Below are 23,937 nucleotides of genomic sequence, written 5' to 3' on the forward strand. Positions count from 1 at the left end.
AACATAATAGGTTAAATATAAAATCAAATGAGGTTAATATATGAGTAAAAAAAGCTTTAGTAATTATGCATTAAGTAAAGAAGTAAGACGAGCACTTACTGGTTTAGGATATGAGCATCCGACAGAAGTGCAAGGAGAGGTTATTCCAGTTGCATTGCAAAAGAAGGATCTTGTTGTAAAGTCGCAAACGGGAAGTGGAAAAACGGCTTCGTTCGGAATACCACTTTGTGAAATGGTAGAGTGGGAAGAGAATAAACCACAAGCATTAGTTTTAACACCAACGAGGGAACTTGCTGTTCAAGTGAAAGAAGATATTACGAATATAGGGCGATTCAAAAGAATTAAAGCTGCTGCAATTTATGGTAAATCTCCATTTGCACGTCAAAAATTAGAGTTAAAGCAAAAGACGCATATTGTAGTGGGGACCCCAGGACGTGTGTTGGATCATATTGAAAAAGGGACCCTTCCTTTAGATCGATTGAAATATTTAGTGATTGATGAAGCAGATGAAATGCTAAATATGGGCTTTATCGATCAAGTAGAGGCAATTATTGATGAATTACCTACAAAAAGAATGACAATGCTATTTTCAGCAACCCTACCGGAAGATATTGAAAAGTTATCCCGTACATATATGAATGCACCAACTCATATTGAAATTAAAGCAGCTGGGATTACAACAGATAAAATTGAACATACCCTTTTTGAAGTAAGGGAAGAAGAGAAGCTTTCACTTCTTAAGGATGTAACTATGATTGAAAATCCAGACAGTTGCATTATTTTTTGTCGTACACAAGAAAACGTAGACCATGTATATAGACAGCTAAAACGAGTTAATTATCCTTGTGACAAAATACACGGTGGTATGGTGCAGGAAGATCGTTTTGAAGTTATGGATGATTTTAGAAAAGGAAAGTTCCGTTATTTAGTAGCAACTGATGTAGCTGCGAGAGGAATTGATATTGATAATATTACACATGTTATTAATTACGATATTCCATTAGAAAAAGAAAGCTATGTACACCGTACTGGAAGGACGGGACGAGCTGGTAATAATGGAAAAGCTATTACATTTATAACGCCTTATGAAAATAGATTTTTAGAAGAGATTGAGGAATATATCGGATTTGAAATTCCAAAGGAACTGGCACCTTCAAAAGAAGAAGTTATAAAAGAGAAAGCAGTATTTGAAGAAAAAATATATGCTAAACCAATTATAAAGAAAGATAAAAATGCAGACCTAAACAAAGGAATTATGAAATTGTACTTTAATGGCGGAAAGAAAAAGAAAATTAGGGCGGTAGATTTCGTTGGTACAATTGCTAAAATTCAAGGTGTTTCTGCTGATGATATAGGTATTATTACAATACAAGATAATGTTTCGTATGTTGAAATATTAAACGGAAAAGGACCACTTGTTTTAAAGGTTATGAGAAATACAACGATAAAAGGTAAACAATTAAAAGTTCATGAGGCAATTAAGTAAACAAAAAAACTATCCACTATAATAGGTGGATAGTTTTTTTATTTAAGATTCTTTTAAATCATCAATCAACTTCTCAGCTAAGCGCCTATACATATTACTCATCGACACAAATGATGTTAGTAATAAAAATTTCTCTAGATTCGGATCTTCTAAGGAAGAAATTTCACTTACTTCTGAAACAAGATTATTTACGTCTTGTGTAAAGCTTTCGACGTTTTTTTCGGTAAGAGAAAGATAATCTTTATATAATGTATTTAATTCGAATGAATCATCGTTTAATAAGGATTCATTTATATTTTCTAAGGAGCTTTTTATGTCATTAATGGAAAGGGCTCCTTTTAATTGATAAATTAAGCTGATTAAAATCATATGCTCTTTTGAGTATTTTTTATTTTTGATTGGAATAAACAGTTTCCCTTTTGCGTAATTGTTAATCATTGTTTTTGTTAATACTTTTTCATCATCGGTTCTTGTTGTATCCGAATAAGTATTTTCAAATAATTGGACAACCTGGTCTACATACAAGTCGACATTTGGAATATCCTCAAGCGTAATGTTTTTTTCTAAATATAATGTTTCAAGCAGTTTATTTATATTTTCCACGTAGAACCCCTCACTTTTATAACTTAGTGGAGCATAATGTTTAGTTTATCTCTAAATATGGTATTACGAAACAAATGAATTGTAAATGTTGACCTCTAATAATAATACGTATATAATTACATGTAGTTATTGAAACTACATGTAATTATATGAGGGGTGTATATATGAATGCTTATGTAAGAGAACCAGTTAATGCTTTTACCCACTTGGGAGGAGCTGTATTATCATTTATTGCATTATTAGCTATGCTTGTAAAAGTTTCTATTAAGATGCCATCTTTTGCGGCAATTACAGCTGTTATTTTGTTTGGTATCGGAATGATGGTTCTGTATACAGCATCAGCTGTATATCATAGTGTTGTAGCCAGTGAACGTGTTATTTATTTCTTTCGGAAGCTTGATCACTCTATGATTTTTATATTGATTGCAGGTACATATGCACCATTTTGTTTAATTACATTACATTCCGCAAACGGTTTATTATTATTTTGTTTAGTTTATGCAACTGCCATTTGTGGTATTGTTTTTAAAATGTTTTGGTTTAGTTGCCCGAGATGGTTATCAACAGCAATTTATATTACAATGGGCTGGTTAATTGTTCTGTTCTTTGCACCGTTAGCTGCTAACTTAAGTGCAGGAGGTATCGTGCTTCTAGTGCTTGGAGGCATTCTTTATACAATCGGTGGATTTATTTATGGAACAAAGCCAAAATGGTTAGAGTTTAAACATATGGGGCATCATGAAATTTTTCACGTGTTCGTGTTATTGGGAAGCCTTGCCCACTTTTTAAGTATATATTGCTACGTAATTTAACAAGATGAAATTTCCGAGTGATTTTTATTTTCTCTTGATTAATAAATAAAGATATAGACACATATGTATGTTAAAGAGTTGCATAACGTAAAGGTTATGCGGCTCTTTTTTATATAAATAATAATTCGAAATAAATATTCTAAATTATCAGTCTTTTGTGGTAGGATAGATTTGTATTGAGGTTATAAAATTTTATAATTAATAATAAGTGGGGGACTATATATATGGCGATACTTATAACAGGTGGAGCAGGATATATTGGTAGTCATACGTGTATAGAATTATTAAATAATAATTATAAAATTATAGTCGTAGATAATCTTTCAAATAGTTCAATCGAGTCCTTAAATCGAGTAAAAGAAATAACAGGAAAACAATTTGAATTTTATAAAGAAAGTGTTTTAAATCGTGAAAAAATGAATGAGATTTTTTTGGAAAATAATATTGAAGCGGTTATACATTTTGCTGGATTTAAAGCAGTGGGGGAATCGACTACAATTCCTCTAACATATTATTATAATAATATAATAAGTACAATCGTACTATGCGATGTGATGCAGAAACATCATGTTAAAAAGTTTATTTTTAGTTCATCTGCAACTGTATATGGAATTCCAAAAACGTCACCAATTACAGAAGAATTTCCACTAAGTGTGACAAATCCATATGGGCAAACAAAATTAATGATTGAGCAAATTATGCGTGATGTGGCAAAAGCTGATGATGAATGGAGTATTGCGTTACTTCGTTATTTCAATCCCTTCGGAGCACATAAAAGTGGTCGTATTGGAGAAGATCCAAATGGGATTCCGAATAATTTAATGCCATATGTAACGCAGGTGGCGGTAGGTAAATTAAAGGAACTAAATATATTCGGAAACGACTATCCAACAAAAGACGGGACAGGTGTCCGTGATTATATTCACGTTGTTGACCTTGCAAAAGGACATGTAAAGGCACTTGAGAAAGTACTTGAGACGAAAGGAATAGAGGCATATAATCTTGGCACAGGTAAAGGGTATAGTGTGTTAGAGATGATAAAGGCTTTTGAGGAGGTTTCAGGTAAAAAAATACCTTATAAAGTGATAGGGCGTCGTCCTGGTGATGTAGCAGTATGTTTTGCTGATGTATCTAAAGCGAAACGAGAATTAGGATGGGAAGCAGAATATGGGTTAGAAGAGATGTGTGTAGATTCTTGGAGATGGCAGGTAAATAATAAAAACGGCTATCAAATGATTTAAGGTAGTTAGTAAAGCATTCTCTTATTAATTTGTAGGATATTTTATGTATATAATAAATTGTTTTCTTTATTATGTTGCTTGAGGTCAGTAATATGTTCAATTTAGGAAAGAGAATGTAATAAAATATTACTGACCATAGCATTTGAATAGCAACCGGTTCTATTGAAAAGTATTCCAATACTTGTATCATTGTTAAAGTGCGTTTATAATCAAATAATCTTGTTAGCTTTTTGCTTGAATTACGTATTATTGAAAGCGTTTTTATTGCGTGATATATTTTGATTGACATCATTACTGTATAAAATGTATGAAAAGGGTTTTTCTATTGTTTTTTAAGGTAGGAAGTCTGACTTATTTTCGAAAAAACTTCGTATGTAGTTGTAAGTAAGAAGGAGAATAAGGAATAATATAATTTTTACAAGACGGGGAGGGTACAGTGTGAAAATGTAAGGTTTTCACATGAGGATATATGGGGTACGTAGGATTATTACTTTCGGGTGCAGCTTTATTTTTAAATAGTCTTGTTATATTAGGGAAAGCAGAGATGAAAAGTGCGGGTGTTTTTAATTTATTTGTGGGTGCACTACAAATTATTATTCCGTTCTATTTGATCATGATTTCTGACCAAAGTAATTGGACAGTGTATTCATATGCAGCTACTTTCTTATTTGGATTAACCTATTTATATGTAGGTGTTACCTTTATAAAAGGAATGGATAGTAGCGGTTTAGGTTGGTTTTGTATTTGGGTAGCAATTATTGCTTTATTCTATATGGTTGTTTCATTTGTTCAATTTCACGATGTTGTTAATGCATTAACGTGGTTTATGTGGGCATTACTTTGGTATTTATTCTTTGTATTAAATACACAAAAGAAGAATATCAATCAATATCTTGGAAGAATTGCCTTCGTACAATCATGGGTAACATTGACGTTGCCTTCACTCTTTTATTTTATGGGAGTATGGGGAGAGGGATTCGTATATGAACTATGGGTTTATGTATCCGTAATTTCTATTTTATACTTCTGTTATTGTATTTATAAATATCGAGTACGTTAATATATTTTCTGTAGAAAAGCATGGAATCGTTAAACGAATTCCATGCTTTTTCTATATTAGCATTTATAATAGAGAGGTAGTATTTTACAATTTATCAAAATGGGGATGATGAATTTGAAAAAAGTATTGGTGCTAGGGGGAACAAGATTTTTTGGTAAACATTTAGTAGAAGCACTTTTGCAAGCTGGACACGATGTAACAATTGCGACGAGAGGCATTACTGAAGATTCTTTTGGAAGTGTAGTAAACAGATTGATTGTAGATAGAGAAGACGAAAAACAACTAGCTGAGCGTCTAAAAGATAAAAGTTATGATATCGTATACGATAATTTATGCTATAGCTCGAATGCGGCGAAGATAGTATGTGGAGTGTTACGAGGAAAAACGAAGAAATACATTATGACATCTTCAATGGCTGTTTACGAGCCAGCACTAGGCTTATTAGAAGAGAACTTTAATCCGTACGAGTATGCCGTTACGTATGGTGGTAGGAAGGATTTTACTTATAGTGAAGGAAAGAGATTAGCCGAAGCGGTTTCATTTCAACAAGCAACATTCCCAGTTGTTGCAGTACGTTTTCCAGTTGTTATTGGAGAAAACGATTATACGAAAAGGTTACAATTTTACGTTGAACATATTGTGAAGCAAGAACCTGTCGCCGTGAATAATCTAGATGGAGAGTTATCATTTATACATGAAAAAGAAGCAGGAGAATTTTTAGCTTGGTGCGGGATGAAGGACATAGAAGGGCCAATTAATGCTTGTAGCAACGGGGTAGTTTCTACTCGAGAAGTTATTCATTTCATAGAAGAAAATACGGGAATAAAAGCACTTGTTCAAGAAGTAGGAGATAATGTAGCACCTTATAATGAAGTGATTAATTGTACATTACATAATGGAAAAGCTAGTGAATTAGGATTCCCGTTCCGAGAATTGAAAATAGAAATAGAACAAGTATTACGTTATTACATACATGCAATGAAATAATCATAAATCCCCCGGTGGCAATCCGGGGGATTCTGGAGGATTTCGACAATACTAATTGTACATTACCAAACTTACCTTATACGCACGACTAATGTTTTTGTGATCGCATTGCTTGTAAATACTTTTCATTTACCTGGTCCCAGTTCACTGTATGCCACCAGTTGGTAACAAATTCTGGACGCCGATTTTGATACTTTAAATAATAGGCATGTTCCCATACATCGATGACGAGTAATGGAATTTTACCTTCTTGCAAAGGTGTATCTTGATTGGGTGTACTCATAACGGAAAGTTCCTCACCGTCCAGAACAAGCCATCCATAGCCACTTCCAAAACGACTAATAGCTGCTTTGGAAAGTTGATCTTTTAAGTTGTCAAAGGTATTGAAATAATAATCAATTACTTTTGCAACGTCTCCATTAGGCTCACTGCCACCTCGCGGGCTCATTACTTCCCAAAAAAGACTATGACAATAGTGACCACCACCGTTATTTCTGACAGCTGTAACAATTTCTTTTGGTAAAGTTTCTAAATTACATAGTAACTCTTCTAAAGATTTATTATGTAATTCCGTATAGTTTTCTAAAGCGGCATTCAAGTTATTTACGTATGTCGCATGGTGCTTTCCATGATGAATAGAAAGCGTGTTGCTATCGATATATGGCTCTAGTTCATCATAGTCATATGAAAGCTTTGGCAATTGAAATGAAGACATAACATTCCCTCCTTTCTCATTAAAAAGTTGGTCTAGGTAAAAATAATTTACCTGAGTCAAAAATACACCTATTTTTTATACAAGTCAATAGTAATCTCTTTAATTTTCTGAAAAATATTACAATAAAAGTAACACTTCGACTTTCATTTGTGACTCTTATTCTTTTTGCTTATACTGTAAAGTAGTAACGTTTTGTTGAAATAGAAGGAGATCGTTTATGAGTAAAACGAAACAATTAATAGAGGAAGCGAGTCATTTTATTACGGTTTGCTATAAAGAGCTTAATAAAGAACAATTCATAGAAGAGAGAATAAAAGAAATTCAAGTTGAGATAGAGAAGACGGGGACGTATGAGCATACATTTGAAGAACTTGTTCATGGATCACGAATGGCATGGCGCAATAGTAATCGATGTATCGGAAGACTATTTTGGAGTAAGATGCACATATTAGATGCACGTGAAGTAAATGATGAGGAAGGTGTATACAACGCATTAATTCATCATATTAAATATGCAACGAACGATGGGAAAGTTAAACCGACAATTACAATTTTTAAGCAATATCAAGGTGAAGAAAATAATATACGAATTTATAATCACCAATTGATTCGGTATGCAGGGTATAAAACAGAAATGGGAGTGATTGGTGACTCTCATTCCACTGCGTTTACGGATTTTTGCCAGGAACTTGGCTGGCGAGGAGAAGGTACGAATTTCGATGTATTGCCACTTGTTTTTTCTGTCGATGGAAAAGAACCTGTATATAAAGAAATTCCAAAAAAAGAAGTGAAAGAGGTACCAATTGAACATCCAGAGTACCCAATCTCATCTTTAGGAGCAAAATGGTATGGGGTTCCAATGATTTCAGATATGCGCTTAGAAATTGGCGGTATTTCCTATACAGCCGCTCCGTTCAATGGATGGTATATGGGGACGGAGATTGGGGCTCGTAACTTAGCGGATCATGATCGTTATAATTTACTGCCGGCTGTTGCGGAGATGATGAAGCTCGATACATCGAGAAACGGTACGTTATGGAAAGACAAGGCGCTAATTGAATTAAACGTGGCTGTTTTACATTCTTTTAAAAAACAAGGAGTTAGTATTGTGGATCACCATACAGCTGCGCAACAATTTCAACAATTTGAGAAGCAGGAAGCGGCATGTGGACGGGTTGTAACAGGTAATTGGGTATGGCTCATTCCACCGTTGTCGCCAGCTACCACTCATATTTATCATAAACCGTATCCAAATGAAATTTTGAAGCCAAATTTCTTTCATAAATAATAGCTAGTATAGTTTTTTTATGCAAATTATAATTTTTTTTAATTACTGTTACGTAGCAAATGGAAGCCTTTACTCTCGGTTATTTTTGGAAGGAGCTTTTTGAACCAAGGAGTTCCTTATGTTATAATCAAATTTCTGTTTCGAAGACCTTATAGAAATATAAGGTCTTTTGTTTTGCTTTTTTATGTAATAGGAATAGAAAATTTCTTTTAAATAAGGGATTTAGCATATTTTTAGGGACAACATAAGTGTGTAGAAAATTGATGAATTATTATGCTTATATAATCATTGTGTTTTGGATGTAAACAATAAAACATAATAAAGTTGTTTTTTTAGATTGCTGAGGAAGGAGGAAGTGTAAATGAGAATGAAGAGTCGAAAAACGGATTGGCCTGTATTTCTTATTAGTGGTGGCTCACTTTTATTATTTGTAATTGCAGTTATTTTAAATAAAAGTTACGTAGAGGGAGTCATTAATAGCAGTTTTGCAGCTTCAATTAAATATTTTGGTGCCTTTTGGCAAGTTTTATTAATTGGTACATTTGTTGTTGCAATGTGTATGGCATTTTCGAAATATGGGAGAGTTAAACTTGGGGGGCTAGAAAAACCTGAGATTAGTACGACAAAATGGCTCGCTATTATTATGTCTACATTACTTGCTGGAGGTGGCGTTTTTTGGGCAGCCGCAGAGCCGATGTACCATTTGATGACGGTGCCACCAATACATGAAGGTATAACTGCTGGGACGCAAGAAGCGGTAATGCCTGCTTTAGCACAAAGTTATATGCACTGGGGTTTCCTGGCTTGGACGATTTTAGGTACAATTAGTGCGGTAGTTATGATGTACGGGCATTATCATAAAGATATGCCGTTAAAACCTCGAACGCTTTTATATCCTATCTTTGGGGAGAGATTGCGAAAGAGTTGGCTTGGAACAATGATCGATGTATTTGCCATTATTGCGGTAGCTGCAGGGACGATTGGTCCAATCGGATTTTTAGGACTACAAGCAAGTTATGGGTTACAAGCATTGTTTAACATTCCTGATGTGTTTACTACTCAATTAGCTATTATTGTTTGTGTAGTAGCTGTTTCTACTATATCTGCGGTAACGGGAATTGATAAAGGGATTCAAATTATAAGTAATTTAAATGTTAGGTTAGCAGTTTTATTAATGGTATTCGTATTACTGTTTGGACCAGGTGGATTTATTATCGATTCATTTGTTTCTTCGTTTGGATTTTATATAAATGAATTTATTCCAATGAGCACATATCGTGGTGATACAGCTTGGTTAGGGTCGTGGACAATCTTTTTCTGGGGATGGTTTATTGGATATGGACCGATGATGGCAATTTTAGTGAGCCGAATTTCAAGAGGAAGAACAATCCGAGAAATCATCGTTGCAATTGGAATTATTGCACCTATTATTACAACGTTTTGGTTTACTATACTAGGGGGATCAGGTGTGTTTTATGAGTTAATGAATCCTGGTTCTATCTCGGTGGCATTAAGTGAATCTGGTATGCCAGCGGCTATGATTGCAATTACAGAGCAACTGCCACTATCTAATATTATTGGACCTGCATTTCTTTTATTAACAATTTTATTTGTAGTAACAACAGGAGATTCAATGGCTTATTCGATTTCAATGGCAGTGACTGGAGATGGAGATCCTAGAATTAGTTTGCGAGTTTTTTGGTCGCTTATTATGGGCGCAGTTGCGGCGATTCTTTTATATATGGGTGAGGGAAGTATTAACGCCTTACAATCCTTCATTGTAGTGACGGCTGTTCCAGTATCTATTCTGTTATTCCCGATGCTATGGCTAGCGCCTAAAGTCGCAGGGGAATTAGCGTTAAAACAAGGTATTGTAAAAGAAGAAGATAAAACTAGCTTCTTGTTCCAAAAAGCTAGTAAATCAAAATAAATAATTGTATTTATATAAGAAGAGGAAGCGTTTCATTTGAGATGCTTCCTCTTTGCTATTTATTTAACTACTGTTCATACTCTGTACATTTTCAATCTATTCTAATACTTTATCTTTCGTCTCTGGAACACATAATAACATCGTAACTAAACCGATTGGATAGATAATGAAGATGAGAGATAATGCTCCCATTAAATTACCACCTGCAGCAAGTAAGCCGATAATAACAGGCCCAAATCCAGCTAAACCACGTCCTGTACCGAAAATAAAGTTTTCTGCTGTAGAGCGAGCTTCAGCAGGATAGTTTTCGGCTAAAACTGCCCCGAATCCTCCCATCATGCCATTGGCAAAGAATCCAAGCAATGCACTTCCCCATAACAATAATGTTGAGTCTGTGAATAAGAAGAAGTAAATGAGACAGTATATAGTACCACCGACATAATAGATTGTAAAAGTTTTACGGCGACCAATTTTATCAGCTAGAATACCAAAAGTTGCAATTCCAATTAGCATGCCAATTGTAGAGATGAACATCCAACCGCTCGCTTTTGCTAATGTGTAGTTATATTTATTCGCTAAAATAGTTGGCATCCATGTGAAAATTCCATAATATCCGAAGTTCTGGATGAATGACATAATAATAAGACCGATTGTTGTTATCGTTACTTTTTTATTGGCAAATAACTTTCGAAGTGGGAACTTTTTTATTTGCTTTAGTTGTTCTGCCTCGGTAGTTGTTAAATTACCTTCAGCTTCTTTTTGTAACAATTCTTTTTTGTATCGTTGTTTTTGTTCCCATATTTTCGGTTCACTTAAACTTTTGCGGACGTAAACAGCTAATAAAGCGGGAATGAGTCCAAATAAGAAAACAGCTCTCCATCCGAAATGCGGGACGATAAATGCTGGAAGGAGTGAAGCGACTAGTACGCCAAATTGCCATCCAAGTGCAACAACGGATGTCGCCTTAGCGCGCATTTCTTTAGACCATGTTTCAGTTACGATGGCCATTCCAATCCTGAATTCACCACCAACTCCCATTCCAACTAAAAAGCGAAGAATTAATAATTGCCAATAATCTGTTGCGAAATAAATAAGTGCTGTTGCGAGTGAAAATAGTAAGATTGTGAAGGCCATCGTACGGATACGCCCAAATAAATCAGCAATAAATCCAAATAAATAAGACCCGATTAGCATTCCTATTGTGGTAGCTAATGTCAAGTTTCCACCTTCAACAGGGCTCAAATGAAATTCTTTTAAAATGTAGACGAGTACGAAAGATAAGAGCAACATATCTAAACCTTCTGCTGCATATCCTAGCGCAGAACCAAACAATGTTTTATATCTTTTCTCCTTCGTTTCCTCTGTTGTTGATTGTACATCAGTAGTAACGTTCATCATTACTCCTCCTTATTTTCTTCTACAGTCGCTATGGAAGAATAACAAAAGGCCTTCTCACCTGATATGATGAGAAGGCCAAAAAAGCATACGTATCTCTAAAAAAGACCATACGTATAGTATATTCCGACTTCCTTCTCAACCTCACGGGGTTGGGTTAAAGGACTGTATTATATTACTTTATTTTTAGCACTCTTCTATTAGGTTGTCAAATAAAGAGGGGATAGTTATGTGTAAAATATTTCAAAAGATATTGCATTCTTCTTGACGCCCACTTCATTATTTTCCCATAATAAAACTAACTCATATAAAAAGGAATGAATCACAGATGCTAAATTTAGTACTTATGATGATTGAACGTGTCGGACTTATTGTTATTTTAGGATTTTTACTTTCTCATATTAGAACGTTCAGGCGCCTTCTTCATAGACAAGATGGGTATGTAGATAAGCTTAAGCTTATTTGTATTTTTTCAGTGTTTACAATTGTCAGCAATTACACGGGAATTGAAATTGCGGGGAATACAATTATGAATGAAAATTGGCTACAAGGTGTTTCGTCATCTAGTACAATTGCGAATACACGTATTATGGGTGTTGGAATTAGTGGATTGCTTGGTGGTCCTATCGTCGGAATTGGAGTAGGATCGATTGCTGGTATTCACCGTTATATGCTTGGCGGGACGACAGCGCTAAGTTGTGCAATCTCTTCAATTTTAGCAGGTGTTATAACTGGGTATATTGGACACATTTTCAAAAAATATAATCGTGCAATTACGCCTAAATTTTCAGCGATTTTAAGCGTGTTTATTGTTTCTTTAGAAATGATTATGATCCTATTAGTCGTAGAGGATGGAACTAGTATCGTGAAAACAATTGCGATACCAATGATCCTTGTAAATAGTTTCGGAAGTTTTATTTTACTTTCAATGATACAAGCTATTTTGCGTCAGGAAGAAAACGCGAAAGCTCTGCAAACGCATAAAGTATTACGAATTGCTGATAAGACATTACCATATTTTCGCAGGGGATTAACAGAAGAGTCTTGTAAACATGTGGCACAAATTATTCACCGTTTTACGGGAACGGATGCGGTATCCTTAACAGATACAGAGAAAATATTAGCTCACGTTGGATTGGCATCAGATCATCATATTCCTTCACACAGTTTAATAACAGGTTTATCGAAAGAGGTTTTACATACAGGGAAAATAATGAAAGCGAAATCACGTGAGGTTATTAATTGCCAACATGAAGGCTGTCCTTTGCAAGCAGCTATTGTTATTCCATTAACTTCACATGAAAATACGATAGGGACATTAAAACTGTATTTCAAGAACCCTAACCAGTTAAGTCGTGTTGAAGAGGAACTTGCAGAAGGATTAGCAAAAATATTTTCCACGCAGCTTGAGTTAGGTGAAGCAGAGTTACAAAGTAAGTTATTGCAAGATGCCGAAATAAAAGCGTTACAAGCACAAATCAATCCGCATTTTTTATTTAATGCGATTAATACCGTATCAGCTTTATGCCGAACAGATGTAGAAAAGGCAAGGAAGTTATTATTGCAGCTTAGCGTGTATTTTCGTTGTAATTTGCAAGGGGCACGTCAGTTGTTGATTCCACTAGAACAAGAATTAAACCATGTACAGGCATACCTATCACTAGAACAAGCAAGATTCCCAAATAAGTATGAAGTAAAGATGTATATTGAGGAAGAGTTAAAGACAACATTAGTACCACCATTTGTTCTTCAACTGTTGGTTGAAAATGCGTTGCGACATGGTTTTCCGAAGAAACAGCCAGTATGCGAAGTAGAAGTGCATGTTTTTGAAAAAGGGGGCATGGTTCACTTCGAAGTAAAAGATAATGGACAAGGAATTGAGGAAGAACGCTTAGAACAATTAGGAAAAATGGTAGTGTCGTCAAAGAAGGGGACTGGAACAGCTTTATATAATATTAATGAACGACTTATCGGGTTATTTGGGAAAGAGACAATGCTTCAAATTGAAAGTGAATTAAATGAGGGGACAGAGATTACTTTTGTTATTCCTAAAAAAATAGGGGAGGAAGAACGGAGTGTTAAAAGTATTAGTAGTTGACGATGAAATGTTAGCACGTGATGAATTGAAGTATTTATTAGAGCAAACGAAAGAAGTAGAGATAATTGGTGAGGCGGATTGTGTAGAGGATGCATTAGAGGAATTAATGAAAAACAAACCAGATATTGTTTTCCTAGACATTCAGCTATCTGATGATAACGGATTTGAAATCGCAAATATATTAAAGAAGATGAAAAATCCCCCTGCAATTGTGTTTGCTACTGCCTATGATCAATATGCGCTGCAAGCATTTGAAGTAGACGCGTTAGACTACATTTTAAAACCATTTGATGAAGAACGTATCGTACAGACATTAAAGAAATATAAAAAGCAAAAACAAATAAAATTAGAAACAAATCAAGAGGTAAAGAGTGTAGACGTAACGACCGAGATGCATAAATTAGCATTACCAATTGAGGAATCGATTGTACTTGTGAATATTGAAGATATTATATATGTAGGACTTGTGGATGGAAAAGTGACAGTAAAAACAATGAGAGAAACGTATGTAACACACGATACACTTGTAATTTTGGAAAAGAAGTTGCCACAAGCAAGTTTTATGCGTGTCCATCGCAGTTTTATTGCAAATATTAATCATATTACGGAAATACAACCATGGTTCAATTCTACATATAATTTAATTATGAAAGAAGGATCAAAAGTACCTGTTAGCCGTACATATGCAAAAGAACTCAAAAAGCTACTTCGTATTTAAGAAGTAGCTTTTTGCATTTCATCTGCCTATTTTTGTAACTAATTTTGTATATTTGACGTTCCGCTATGCAAACGCTTACAGCTTTGTTTTTATCTTATACAATAAAGGTACCAAATCGAAAGAGGTGGCCAAAATGAGTACGAAAAAAGTATATAGTTTCTTATCACAAGCATTCATATTTTCAGCTATTATGTTAGTTTCTAATATTATTGCAACGCATTTACCAATTCCGATGCCTTCATCGGTGATCGGATTAGTTATTTTATTTAGCCTATTATGTTTAAAAGTTATTAAATTGGAACAAGTTGAATCACTCGGAACGGCTTTAACAGGTATTATCGGATTCCTTTTCGTTCCATCAGGTATTTCGGTTATTAATTCTCTCGGTGTAATGGGACAATATTTTGTACAAATTTTAACTGTAATTGTTGTCGCAACAATTATTTTACTCGCTGTAACAGGATTATTTGCACAATTTATTTTAGGAAAAGACGATAAAGAAATAGAAGATACGAAAGAATTGAAAGTAGTAAATAAAGGACGCAAGCACGGAAAAGTTGCGTAACCAATTTAGTATATATTGCTAGGAGGGAATGAACATGGCAAGCACAATGACTCCATATTTCGGAATCGTCGTTTCATTAATCGCATACGGAATCGGAACATTATTATTTAAGCATTCAAAAGGATTCTTCTTATTCACACCATTATTCGTAGCGATGGTATTAGGGATTGTCTTTCTAAAAGTAGGTAACTTTACTTTTGAAGAATATAATACTGGCGGAAAAATGATTAGCTTCTTCTTAGAACCAGCAACAATCGCGTTTGCAATTCCATTATATAAACAAGTGGATAAGTTAAAAAAATATTGGTGGCAAATTTTATCGGCTATCGTGGTTGGATCTATTTGCTCAGTAATTGTCGTGTTTATTGTTGCAAAAGCAATTGGTTTAGATACAGCAGTAATGAATTCAATGTTACCACAAGCAGCAACAACAGCAATTGCATTACCAATCTCTGAAAGTATTGGTGGTATACCAGCAATTACATCGTTTGCAGTTATTTTTAATGCAGTTATTGTATACGCATTAGGAGCATTATTCTTAAAAACATTTAGAGTAAAACATCCAATTGCAAAAGGTTTAGCACTTGGAACAGCAGGTCACGCATTAGGAGTGGCAGTAGGAATTGAAATGGGTGAAGTAGAGGCAGCTATGGCAAGTATTGCTGTAACAGTAGTTGGGGTTGTAACTGTAGTTGTCATACCGATGTTTATGCCATTCATTGGATAGTAAAACTTACTTAAAAAAACGAGAAAAGCAAGCTATTTGTAGGACAGATTTCTACTGATAGCTTGCTTTTTATGTTACAGTAGTGGTAAGACCTATGTTAATAAAATGTAAGTTTCCTTAAATCTTCATTAATACTGTGTAGAATACGTTTTGAATTAGGTCATTGTATTGTAAAATAAGAAGTAAGCTACTATAGGATCTGCTAAGAGAGATCTATAATAAGCTTATAAAAATCTTTATATGAATGAATAATTAAAGGTAGAGAAGAGAGAAAAAATCTACTTATTAACGTTTTACTTTATAGGACAGGAGAGAGTACTCGTCGATTATGCAAATAAAAAACCTGTTTCAAAGCAAAGGATTTCAGAGGTTTCTCGTATTAGTAATACTTGCTCTCGTGTTATACGGGCTGCAAAGTATGTTGAATTTAATTTTAATTACGTTTATTCTCACATATTTAATGGATCGATTCCAAAAGTTTATTTCTCGCAAATTAGATCATTTCATGCCCATTAACCGAAAAATTATTATAGCGTTTCTATATGTAATGTTAATTGGTGGAATTGCTATTACGCTATTTAAATATTTACCAGTATTAACGATACAAATTTCACAATTGATTTATCAATTTAACGTATTTTTAAGAAACCCACCGGATAGTGAATTAATTAAGTATGCAGTTAATGCTGTCAATCATATGGAACTTTCGAAATATGTAGGACAAGGCGTTGACATTTTGTATAAATCGATTACGAATGTTGGGAAATTTGGCCTTCAAGTGTTACTTTCTTTAATTTTAAGTTTATTTTTCTTATTGGAGAAAGCTCGGATCGTTGCTTTTACTGCAAAATTTAAAGAAAGCCGACTTGCAATTTTCTATACTGAAATTGAGTACTTCGGTAAGAAATTTGCACGTTCATTCGGAAAAGTAATCGAAGCACAATTTTTAATTGCAGTTGTTAACTGTGTTTTATCCGTTATTGCACTATGGATATTAGGATTCCCGCAATTATTAGGTTTAGCGTTAATGATCTTCTTACTCGGTTTAATTCCAGTAGCTGGGGTTATCATTTCGTTATTCCCGCTTTGTATGATTGCTTACAATATTGGCGGTATTATGTACGTTGTTTATATTTTAATTATCGTAACAGTAATTCATGCGCTTGAAAGTTACGTGTTAAACCCGAAGTTCATGTCGCAAAAAACAAACTTACCGATCTTCTATACATTTATGGTATTAATCTTCTCAGAACACTTCTTAGGTGTATGGGGATTAATTATCGGTATTCCAATCTTCATTTTCTTATTAGATGTCTTAGATGTGACAAGTGATGAAATAGAGAATGAAGCCAGAAAAAATAAGGTGAAGTAAAGAAAAAGCATCGATGTTCGATGCTTTTTCTTTTATAACATGATGTTTTTTATGCCATACTGTAAGCAGAAGATAGAATAGGGGTGAAATAATGGCTGTAAATGAAAAGGTAGAGTTAGCTACATTTGCTGGAGGGTGCTTCTGGTGTATGGTTTCGCCATTTGAAGAGATGGAAGGAATTATAAAGGTTGTTTCTGGTTATACAGGTGGTTATAAAGAGAGTCCAACATATAAAGAAGTATGTTCAGAAACGACGGGACATTATGAGGCAGTACAAATTACATTTGATGCAAATAAAATGCCGTATGAAGAGTTATTAAATATATATTGGAGACAAATTGATCCGACTGATATAGGAGGACAATTTCACGATCGTGGACAGTCTTACGAAACAGTAATTTTTTATCACAATGAAGAACAACATAAAAAAGCAGAGGCTTCAAAAGAAGAGCTTGCAAAGAGTGGACGCTTTTCAAAACCAATTGCTACAAAAATATTACCAGCAGCTACGTTTTATCCAGCTGAAGACTATCACCAAGGATATCATAAGAAAAATACATTCCGCTATGAGTTATACCGTAAAGGATCGGGACGAGATGCTTTTATTAAACAACATTGGCCAAAAGATAATACTCATTTAAAAGAAAAACTCAATGAGATGCAGTTTTATGTAACACAGGAAAATGGAACTGAGCCACCCTTTCAAAATGAATATTGGAATCATAAAGAAGAAGGACTTTATGTAGATATCGTCTCAGGTGAACCGCTATTTACTTCTTTAGATAAATTTGATAGCGGGTGTGGATGGCCTAGCTTTACGAAGCCAGTTATGTCAGCAAGTGTGAAAGAAAAAATGGATGTCAGTCATAATATGACGCGTACGGAAGTGAGAAGCAAAGAGGGAGATTCACATCTAGGCCATGTATTCCCGGATGGCCCAGGACCAAATGGTCTTCGTTACTGTATTAATTCCGCAGCCCTTCGATTTATCCGAAAAGAGGAATTAGAGAAAGAAGGATATGGTGATTTTCTAATCGTATTTGGGAATAAAAAATAACCTCGCTAACTGCGAGGTTTTTTTTTATTATTTTGCTTTTTTCTTTTTGAACTTGCTTAATACTTCATAAACGATTGGAACAATAAGAAGTGTTAATAACGTTGAACTTGTTAATCCACCAATTACTGTTACACCAAGTCCTTTAGAAATTAAGCCGCTACCTTCAAATCCTAATGCAAGTGGGATAAGAGCACCGATTGTTGCAATTGCAGTCATTAAAATAGGGCGAAGGCGTGTAGCACCAGCCTCTAATAAAGCTTCACGTGTTGATAGACCTTCATTTTCTTTATGAATAACACGGTCGATAAGCACGATTGCGTTTGTTACAACGATACCGATTAACATAAGTGCACCAATCATTGCAGAGACACTTAACGTTTCACCAGAGATTAATAAGGCAACAAGAGCTCCGATAATTGTGAATGGTAGCGAGAATAAAATTGCGAATGGTGCAAGGGCACCGCCAAATGTAACGACAAGAACGAAGTATACAATGGCAATCGCAGCTAACATCGCTAAGCCAAGTTGCTTGAATGATTCTTCAATATCTTTTGTAACACCGCCCATAGAAACATCTACACCGGAAGGAAGATCCATTTTATCTACTTCTTTTTGAACAGCGGCAGATGCTTTTGAAACGTCATCAGATGTTAGTTTTGCACTTACTTCTGCATAAACACGGCCATCGCGGTGTTTCACTGTATTCGAAGTTTCCCCTTCTTTTACAGTCATAACATCTTTCACAGCCACTTCAGTACCAAGTGGCGTTGTAATTTTACGATTTGTTAAGTCATCGATTGTTGCATAATTTTGTTTTTCAGCTTCGACATATACGTTGACATCTTTACCGTCTTTTTTAATTGTTGTCAGAACAGGTCGATCATGTTGATTAGAAAGTCCCATTCCGATTTGTGCAGCTGTTAGACCCATTTTACTTAGTTTTTCCTGATCTGCGACTAAAGTGTACTCTGCATACGTTTTTGCAATACTAGAGTCAATATCCTTTAAGTCTTTATTTTTCTTCATGATATTTTGAATATCTTTGACAATAGGTTTAATGTCTTCCGAGCTATCTCCGTAAACGTATAGTTTAATTTCGTTACTACCGCCACTCGCTCCGAAGTCTTGGTTTTTCCATTCGCCTTTTCCAGACATCTTCTGTAAATCTTTAACGACTTGCTCTTTTTCTTTTTCGAAGTTTTTCGTGTCGTTATCATATTGCACGAAGAACATTGCTTGATTTGATTGACCAGGACTCATTGGGTTTTCGCCACCTAATGAGAATTGAATTGTTTTGACGTCTTTATTATCTTGGAAGTGCTTCTCAGCTTTCGTTGCAATTTTTTCAACATCTTCTAACGTTTGACCTGGTTCAGGGTTGTACGTTGTAATGATCATTTTTTCTTCTTCAGATGGTAAGAAACTTACACCGATAATTGGCACAAGTGCAAGACTACCAACTAATAGAAGGACAGCAATGCTTGATGTGATGATTTTATGATTTAAAGCCCATGCAAGTATGCGTTTATACCCGTTTGCTAATTTACTTGGTTTTTCTTCATGATGTACTTCTTTTTCCCTCATGCTCTCTTTTTTAAATAAAGAGTGAGCTAACATCGGCACGATTGTAACTGCTACTAGTAACGATGCTAATAAAGCGAAGACGATAGTTAAGGCAAATGGTAAGAACATTTCACCAATCATACCTTTTACTAGTCCAAGCGGTAAGAATACAGCAATTGTTACAATGGTAGAAGACATAATTGGGATAAACATTTCCTTCGTAGCTTCACGAATTAAATCTTTTCCGCGCAGTTTCTCTTCTGATAACGACATTCGTCGGTAAATATTTTCAATAACAACAATGGAGTCATCAACAACGCGTCCAATAGCGACTGTCATTGCTCCAAGTGTCATAATATTAAGCGTAATATCCATTTGTTTTATGACTAATACAGCAATTAATAAAGAAAGTGGTATGGAAACGACAGAGATTAATGTTGTTCGGATATTTCGTAGGAACAGCATAATAATAACAATCGCAAATATAGCACCAAAAATAGCTTTGCTCAGCATTGTTTCTACTGATTTCTCAATCGGTGCACCTTGGTCGAATGTTGAAATAATCTCTAAGTCTTTATATTTTTTCTCAAGGTCTTTTACTTTATCTTTCACTGCATTTACAACATCAACAGTATTCGCGTCAGCAGCTTTCACAATTTGAATTCCAATTGCTTCTTTTCCATTTGTTCGAGAAATAGATTCTGCTTTTCCGACTTCTTTAATGTCAGCAATTTCATCTAATGTAACTGTCGGAATCCCGTTCATAGCCGCTGGATTCATTTGCGGTGTTTGTGTACCAGCTCCAGCGTTTTGACTACCTTGACCGCTCGGTGATGAAGGTATAGCTGGGATCTTTAATTCTTTTAATGCTTTCATTGTTGTAATATTTCCATCTACAACAACTGATTTTTCTGTGTCTTTAAATGTATATAAGCCAAGTGGTAAAGATACGTCCGATCCTTTAATTACATTTTTTACAGTATCTTCACTTAAACCTAATTCTTTCATCTTATCTTTCTTGAAGACAAGTTGTACTTCATCTACTTGTTGACCTGAAATTTGAACAGATGCGACCCCATCAAGTCCTTTTAATCCGGGAACAACATTTTTTTCTACATTTTCAGTTAAGGCAGCTAAAGATTCATTTTTACTTGCTACGCTTAACGAAATAACTGGAAAGGCATTGAAGTTTACACGTGAAACTTTCGGGTCTTTTACACCTTCTGGGAGTTTCACATTTGTGAGAGCTTCTTTAATTTCTGTTTCAGCCTTTTCCATATTTTTATCAAAATCATATTCTACCTGAATAGAAGATGCGTTTTGAAAAGATGATGAACTAACAACGTTTACACCACTTAAGTTTTGTAGTTGCTCTTCCATCGGTTTTGAAACTTTGTCAGCTACTTCTTCTGGTGTAGCACCAGGATAAACCGTAGTTACTGTTACAACAGGTGTTGTAATATCAGGAATTGTTTCCAGCTTCATATTCAGCCCAGAATAAATACCTGCAATGGTAACAATAATGGTTAGTAGCCAAACTGCGAACTTATTTTTTAACGAGAAATTAATAATTTTGTTCATGTTTGCGCTCCCTTTGTATTGTATTGACCAACTGGTCAGTCTAATACATAATATAACTGACTGATTGGTCAGTCGTCAATGAAAAGGGATGGTATAATAAATTCATAATAAGATGCGAGATTAAATTTAGGAGAGACATGATATGAAAGAAAAAGAGCGCTTAATTATAGAGATGGCTATGAAGTTATTTGCGACTAAGGGTGTAAATGCGACATCAGTACAGGAAATTGTGACAGCTTGTGGCATATCTAAGGGAGCTTTCTATTTATACTTTAAATCGAAAGATGAGCTTTTATTAGCAACACTTCGATATTACTATGACAAGATTCAAAATAAAATGCTGGATATTGAAAATGAATCGTTATTGCCGCGTGAAAAATTTGCAAAGCAATTGCGTTGTCAGTTTAACGATATACAAAAGCATAAAGAATTTATTATTATGCATGCGAGGGAAAATGCTATACCTTTTAATAAAGAAGTAGAAGAGTTTATGATGAGGATGAAGTTAGAGTCTCATGCATTTTATCGGAATAGTTTATTGTCTATTTATGGTGAAAAGGTTATGCCTTATTTATTAGATTTAGTCATTATGGTAGAAGGTATATGCCGTGGATATTTAGAACTAATCATTTTACAAGCACCAGAAATTGACTTATCTTACGTTTCTGCATTTATTTTGAAAAGAGTAGATGATTTAGTAGATGGATTGGTAGAATCTTCGGAAGAACCTGTGTTACATGAAGAAAAGCTTGGGGAATTTCTTTGCAAATCAGAGCTTAGTAAGGAGCAGGTTAAGGAACACTTTTTAAAAGAAATTATTGTTTTTAAACGCACATTAGCTGATCAACTAGAAGATGAGGAATTGCTTGTTACATTAGATGTTTTGGAGGCAGAAATGAGATTGCAAAATCCAAGGATACCGGTCATTCAAGGAATGTTATCTAATTTAGAGATATATCCAAATTTAAAAGAATTTCGTTTGAGGATTATGGGGTATTACAATATAAAAAGGTAACAATGATGGTTTTCATTGTTACCTTTTTTATTATGCATTCACTTTTTCTTTTGTTTGTGTAGTCTCTTCTTGCTCAATATTGATTGTTTCTTTTACGATATAAATCGGACGGTTTTTACTCTCGTCATAAATACGAGCAATATATTGGCCAACGATTCCTAGACCAAGTAACTGAATACCGCTAAAGAATGTAATAGCAACCATAATAGATGCCCAACCTGTTTGCGTACCAGTGCCAATAATTTTTACAGTAATTGTATATAGTAAGACGATTATTGAAATAAGAACTGATAATAAGCCTAAAGTCATAACGATACGTAATGGTTTTGTTGAAAATGCAATAATGCCATCTGATGCAAATTTAATCATTTTCTTTAATGGATATTTTGTTTCACCAGCAAAGCGCTCATCGCGTTCATATTCAACATACGTTTGACGGAAGCCAACCCAAGACATCATACCGCGGATGAAGCGATTTCGTTCAGTCATTTGATTGAAAACATCAGCTACTTTGCGATCGATGATTCGGAAATCACCAGTATCTTTTGGGATATCGATATCAGACATGTAGTTTAAGAATTTATAGAAATATTTAGCTGTTAAAAGTTTAAACCAAGTTTCACCTTTACGTTGTTTACGTTTCGCATAAACAACTTCATATCCTTCTTCCCATTTTGCAATAAGTTCAGGAATAACTTCAGGTGGATCTTGTAAGTCTGCATCGATAATTACAATAGCGTCACCTTTTGCAGCAGCAATACCAGCTGTAACGGCTATTTGGTGTCCAAAATTACGTGCAAAATTAACGATTTTTGTACGGTAATCATTTGCTGCAATCTCAGATAAGATTTCCATTGTACGGTCTGTGCTACCGTCGTTTACAAAGACAAACTCGTAATTAATATCATTTTGAAGCATAACGGACTTTAAACGGTTATAACATTCCTGTGCTACTTCTTCCTCGAAGTACATAGGAACTACAACCGAAATTAATTTTTGCATGTTGTATCCTCCGTATTTTTAATAAGTTGTTCAAGTTTAATTAGTAGCCTTTTCGGTTTGGTTGAATGTCCAAATTTTATTAAGGACAAAGTTTATAACCATTCCGACACCAATTGCGAAGATCTGTGCAATTAATGCATTAAAAGTAAGTTTATCTACTAATATAAATAAACATAATGTATTAAAAGCCAATACAATTAAATTTACAGTTAGAAATTTAAAGAACATTGACGTGCTTTTATTATTAGGTTTAAACACCCAATTTTTATTCCAATAGTAGCTATTGGCAACACCAATTAAATAGGCAATGGTATTCGCAATAAGGTAGTTCATCCCGAATTTTAATAATATCCAAAAGCTAATAATTGTAATGAGTGTATTAAAGATTCCTACTAAACCAAACTTTAAGAGTTTCTCCATAATAGTATCCTCAACTTTATAAAATATATAAATAAAACAGGAATGTAAAAAGGTTGTTCGTACATAACAACTATCAATTATATCATAGTTTATGCTAATATGTTATATGTTTTGGGTAGATATCATTTTAGGATATAAAATAAATCTGTTCATAATAAAAATGATTATTTTAAATTGGTATACTAGGAAATATAAAAGCAAACATGGAAATCATGATAATATTAATGTATAGTAGCTGGTAGTGTAATTTTTTTAGGAAATATAATGTTTTCCCATATAAATATGTTAAGGAGTGAGTTTTT

Annotated in this window: 20 protein-coding genes; 14 read left to right on the plus strand and 6 right to left on the minus strand. The window is 34.4% G+C overall.

Annotated elements, in window-relative coordinates; all coding sequences use genetic code 11:
- Nucleotides 1–40: 40 nt before the first annotated feature.
- Nucleotides 41–1,486 (plus strand): ATP-dependent RNA helicase DbpA, encoded by a 1,446-nt coding sequence (gene dbpA / locus JDS99_RS13765; protein WP_097890079.1) that lies wholly within the window; start codon nucleotides 41–43, stop codon nucleotides 1,484–1,486.
- Between the two features lie 42 nt (nucleotides 1,487–1,528).
- On the opposite strand, the gene JDS99_RS13770 is transcribed toward dbpA, so the two are convergent.
- Nucleotides 1,529–2,089 (minus strand): DUF1836 domain-containing protein, encoded by a 561-nt coding sequence (locus JDS99_RS13770; RefSeq protein WP_088065081.1) that lies wholly within the window; start codon nucleotides 2,087–2,089, stop codon nucleotides 1,529–1,531.
- A gap of 164 nt (nucleotides 2,090–2,253) precedes the next feature.
- Between JDS99_RS13770 and trhA the strand changes: the two genes are divergently transcribed.
- The 4 genes from trhA (at nucleotide 2,254) to JDS99_RS13790 (ending at nucleotide 6,189) form a co-directional block, all read left to right on the plus strand.
- Complete coding sequence (gene trhA, locus JDS99_RS13775) at nucleotides 2,254–2,901, plus strand: PAQR family membrane homeostasis protein TrhA (RefSeq protein ID WP_199695227.1); 648 nt, start codon at nucleotides 2,254–2,256, stop codon at nucleotides 2,899–2,901.
- Nucleotides 2,902–3,125: 224 nt separating this feature from the next.
- Nucleotides 3,126–4,142, plus strand: a complete 1,017-nt coding sequence (galE, locus tag JDS99_RS13780; protein WP_098082163.1) for a UDP-glucose 4-epimerase GalE — start codon at nucleotides 3,126–3,128, stop codon at nucleotides 4,140–4,142.
- Between the two features lie 469 nt (nucleotides 4,143–4,611).
- Nucleotides 4,612–5,202: an AmiS/UreI family transporter gene (locus JDS99_RS13785; protein WP_000542569.1), complete on the plus strand. Its 591-nt coding sequence runs from the start codon at nucleotides 4,612–4,614 to the stop codon at nucleotides 5,200–5,202.
- A gap of 99 nt (nucleotides 5,203–5,301) precedes the next feature.
- Nucleotides 5,302–6,189, plus strand: coding sequence for an NAD-dependent epimerase/dehydratase family protein (locus tag JDS99_RS13790; protein ID WP_142287457.1), 888 nt, complete (start codon nucleotides 5,302–5,304; stop codon nucleotides 6,187–6,189).
- Between the two features lie 88 nt (nucleotides 6,190–6,277).
- On the opposite strand, the gene sodA is transcribed toward JDS99_RS13790, so the two are convergent.
- Nucleotides 6,278–6,904 (minus strand): superoxide dismutase [Mn], encoded by a 627-nt coding sequence (gene sodA, locus JDS99_RS13795; protein WP_088065080.1) that lies wholly within the window; start codon nucleotides 6,902–6,904, stop codon nucleotides 6,278–6,280.
- A 217-nt stretch (nucleotides 6,905–7,121) separates the two neighbouring features.
- Between sodA and JDS99_RS13800 the strand changes: the two genes are divergently transcribed.
- A complete protein-coding gene (locus JDS99_RS13800; RefSeq protein WP_088065079.1) occupies nucleotides 7,122–8,192 on the plus strand; it encodes a nitric oxide synthase oxygenase in 1,071 nt (356 codons plus the stop codon).
- A gap of 361 nt (nucleotides 8,193–8,553) precedes the next feature.
- The gene (locus JDS99_RS13805; RefSeq protein WP_088065078.1) at nucleotides 8,554–10,122 is read left to right on the plus strand and encodes a BCCT family transporter; all 1,569 of its coding nucleotides are present in this window, start codon (nucleotides 8,554–8,556) and stop codon (nucleotides 10,120–10,122) included.
- Between the two features lie 96 nt (nucleotides 10,123–10,218).
- On the opposite strand, the gene JDS99_RS13810 is transcribed toward JDS99_RS13805, so the two are convergent.
- The gene (locus JDS99_RS13810; protein WP_199695231.1) at nucleotides 10,219–11,517 is read right to left on the minus strand and encodes an MFS transporter; all 1,299 of its coding nucleotides are present in this window, start codon (nucleotides 11,515–11,517) and stop codon (nucleotides 10,219–10,221) included.
- 328 nt (nucleotides 11,518–11,845) lie between these two features.
- On the opposite strand from JDS99_RS13810, the gene lytS reads away from it, so the two are divergent.
- The 6 genes from lytS (at nucleotide 11,846) to msrB (ending at nucleotide 18,054) form a co-directional block, all read left to right on the plus strand.
- Entirely contained in the window at nucleotides 11,846–13,615 is a 1,770-nt protein-coding gene (lytS, locus tag JDS99_RS13815; protein ID WP_097890083.1) for a two-component system sensor histidine kinase LytS, read from the plus strand.
- A complete protein-coding gene (locus tag JDS99_RS13820) occupies nucleotides 13,593–14,333 on the plus strand; it encodes a LytR/AlgR family response regulator transcription factor (RefSeq protein ID WP_048542820.1) in 741 nt (246 codons plus the stop codon). The genes lytS and JDS99_RS13820 overlap by 23 nt, the downstream gene beginning before the upstream one ends.
- Nucleotides 14,334–14,466: 133 nt before the next feature.
- Nucleotides 14,467–14,898 (plus strand): antiholin-like murein hydrolase modulator LrgA, encoded by a 432-nt coding sequence (lrgA, locus tag JDS99_RS13825; RefSeq protein ID WP_000104908.1) that lies wholly within the window; start codon nucleotides 14,467–14,469, stop codon nucleotides 14,896–14,898.
- 34 nt (nucleotides 14,899–14,932) lie between these two features.
- Nucleotides 14,933–15,625 carry an antiholin-like protein LrgB gene (lrgB, locus tag JDS99_RS13830; protein WP_000168869.1) on the plus strand — a complete coding sequence of 231 codons (693 nt, stop codon included), beginning with the start codon at nucleotides 14,933–14,935 and terminating at the stop codon, nucleotides 15,623–15,625.
- A 328-nt stretch (nucleotides 15,626–15,953) separates the two neighbouring features.
- A complete protein-coding gene (locus JDS99_RS13835; protein WP_088065075.1) occupies nucleotides 15,954–16,997 on the plus strand; it encodes an AI-2E family transporter in 1,044 nt (347 codons plus the stop codon).
- Nucleotides 16,998–17,088: 91 nt separating this feature from the next.
- Entirely contained in the window at nucleotides 17,089–18,054 is a 966-nt protein-coding gene (gene msrB / locus JDS99_RS13840) for a peptide-methionine (R)-S-oxide reductase MsrB (protein WP_097890084.1), read from the plus strand.
- A gap of 27 nt (nucleotides 18,055–18,081) precedes the next feature.
- Here msrB and JDS99_RS13845 read toward each other — a convergent pair whose 3' ends face one another.
- Nucleotides 18,082–21,198 (minus strand): efflux RND transporter permease subunit, encoded by a 3,117-nt coding sequence (locus JDS99_RS13845; RefSeq protein ID WP_088065073.1) that lies wholly within the window; start codon nucleotides 21,196–21,198, stop codon nucleotides 18,082–18,084.
- Between the two features lie 142 nt (nucleotides 21,199–21,340).
- Here JDS99_RS13845 and JDS99_RS13850 point away from each other — a divergent pair, with 142 nt between their 5' ends.
- Nucleotides 21,341–22,213, plus strand: a complete 873-nt coding sequence (locus tag JDS99_RS13850) for a TetR/AcrR family transcriptional regulator (RefSeq protein ID WP_088065072.1) — start codon at nucleotides 21,341–21,343, stop codon at nucleotides 22,211–22,213.
- A 30-nt stretch (nucleotides 22,214–22,243) separates the two neighbouring features.
- Here the strand turns inward: JDS99_RS13850 and JDS99_RS13855 are convergent, their stop codons facing one another.
- A complete protein-coding gene (locus JDS99_RS13855) occupies nucleotides 22,244–23,215 on the minus strand; it encodes a glycosyltransferase family 2 protein (protein WP_001170707.1) in 972 nt (323 codons plus the stop codon).
- 36 nt (nucleotides 23,216–23,251) lie between these two features.
- Entirely contained in the window at nucleotides 23,252–23,635 is a 384-nt protein-coding gene (locus JDS99_RS13860) for a GtrA family protein (RefSeq protein WP_000413281.1), read from the minus strand.
- Nucleotides 23,636–23,937: the final 302 nt, after the last annotated feature.

It is taken from the genome of Bacillus cereus group sp. N6 (assembly GCF_016483705.1).
Taxonomy (GTDB): domain Bacteria; phylum Bacillota; class Bacilli; order Bacillales; family Bacillaceae_G; genus Bacillus_A; species Bacillus_A wiedmannii.

Coding starts and splice junctions, on each gene's coding strand:
- dbpA (WP_097890079.1), top strand. CDS start 41: ATGAGTAAAAAAAGCTTTAGTAATTATGCATTAAGTAAAGAAGTAAGA.
- trhA (WP_199695227.1), top strand. CDS start 2,254: ATGAATGCTTATGTAAGAGAACCAGTTAATGCTTTTACCCACTTGGGA.
- galE (WP_098082163.1), top strand. CDS start 3,126: ATGGCGATACTTATAACAGGTGGAGCAGGATATATTGGTAGTCATACG.
- JDS99_RS13785 (WP_000542569.1), top strand. CDS start 4,612: ATGGGGTACGTAGGATTATTACTTTCGGGTGCAGCTTTATTTTTAAAT.
- JDS99_RS13790 (WP_142287457.1), top strand. CDS start 5,302: ATGGGGATGATGAATTTGAAAAAAGTATTGGTGCTAGGGGGAACAAGA.
- sodA (WP_088065080.1), bottom strand. CDS start 6,904: ATGTCTTCATTTCAATTGCCAAAGCTTTCATATGACTATGATGAACTA.
- JDS99_RS13800 (WP_088065079.1), top strand. CDS start 7,122: ATGAGTAAAACGAAACAATTAATAGAGGAAGCGAGTCATTTTATTACG.
- JDS99_RS13805 (WP_088065078.1), top strand. CDS start 8,554: ATGAGAATGAAGAGTCGAAAAACGGATTGGCCTGTATTTCTTATTAGT.
- JDS99_RS13810 (WP_199695231.1), bottom strand. CDS start 11,517: ATGAACGTTACTACTGATGTACAATCAACAACAGAGGAAACGAAGGAG.
- lytS (WP_097890083.1), top strand. CDS start 11,846: ATGCTAAATTTAGTACTTATGATGATTGAACGTGTCGGACTTATTGTT.
- lrgA (WP_000104908.1), top strand. CDS start 14,467: ATGAGTACGAAAAAAGTATATAGTTTCTTATCACAAGCATTCATATTT.
- lrgB (WP_000168869.1), top strand. CDS start 14,933: ATGGCAAGCACAATGACTCCATATTTCGGAATCGTCGTTTCATTAATC.
- JDS99_RS13835 (WP_088065075.1), top strand. CDS start 15,954: ATGCAAATAAAAAACCTGTTTCAAAGCAAAGGATTTCAGAGGTTTCTC.
- msrB (WP_097890084.1), top strand. CDS start 17,089: ATGGCTGTAAATGAAAAGGTAGAGTTAGCTACATTTGCTGGAGGGTGC.
- JDS99_RS13845 (WP_088065073.1), bottom strand. CDS start 21,198: ATGAACAAAATTATTAATTTCTCGTTAAAAAATAAGTTCGCAGTTTGG.
- JDS99_RS13850 (WP_088065072.1), top strand. CDS start 21,341: ATGAAAGAAAAAGAGCGCTTAATTATAGAGATGGCTATGAAGTTATTT.
- JDS99_RS13855 (WP_001170707.1), bottom strand. CDS start 23,215: ATGCAAAAATTAATTTCGGTTGTAGTTCCTATGTACTTCGAGGAAGAA.
- JDS99_RS13860 (WP_000413281.1), bottom strand. CDS start 23,635: ATGGAGAAACTCTTAAAGTTTGGTTTAGTAGGAATCTTTAATACACTC.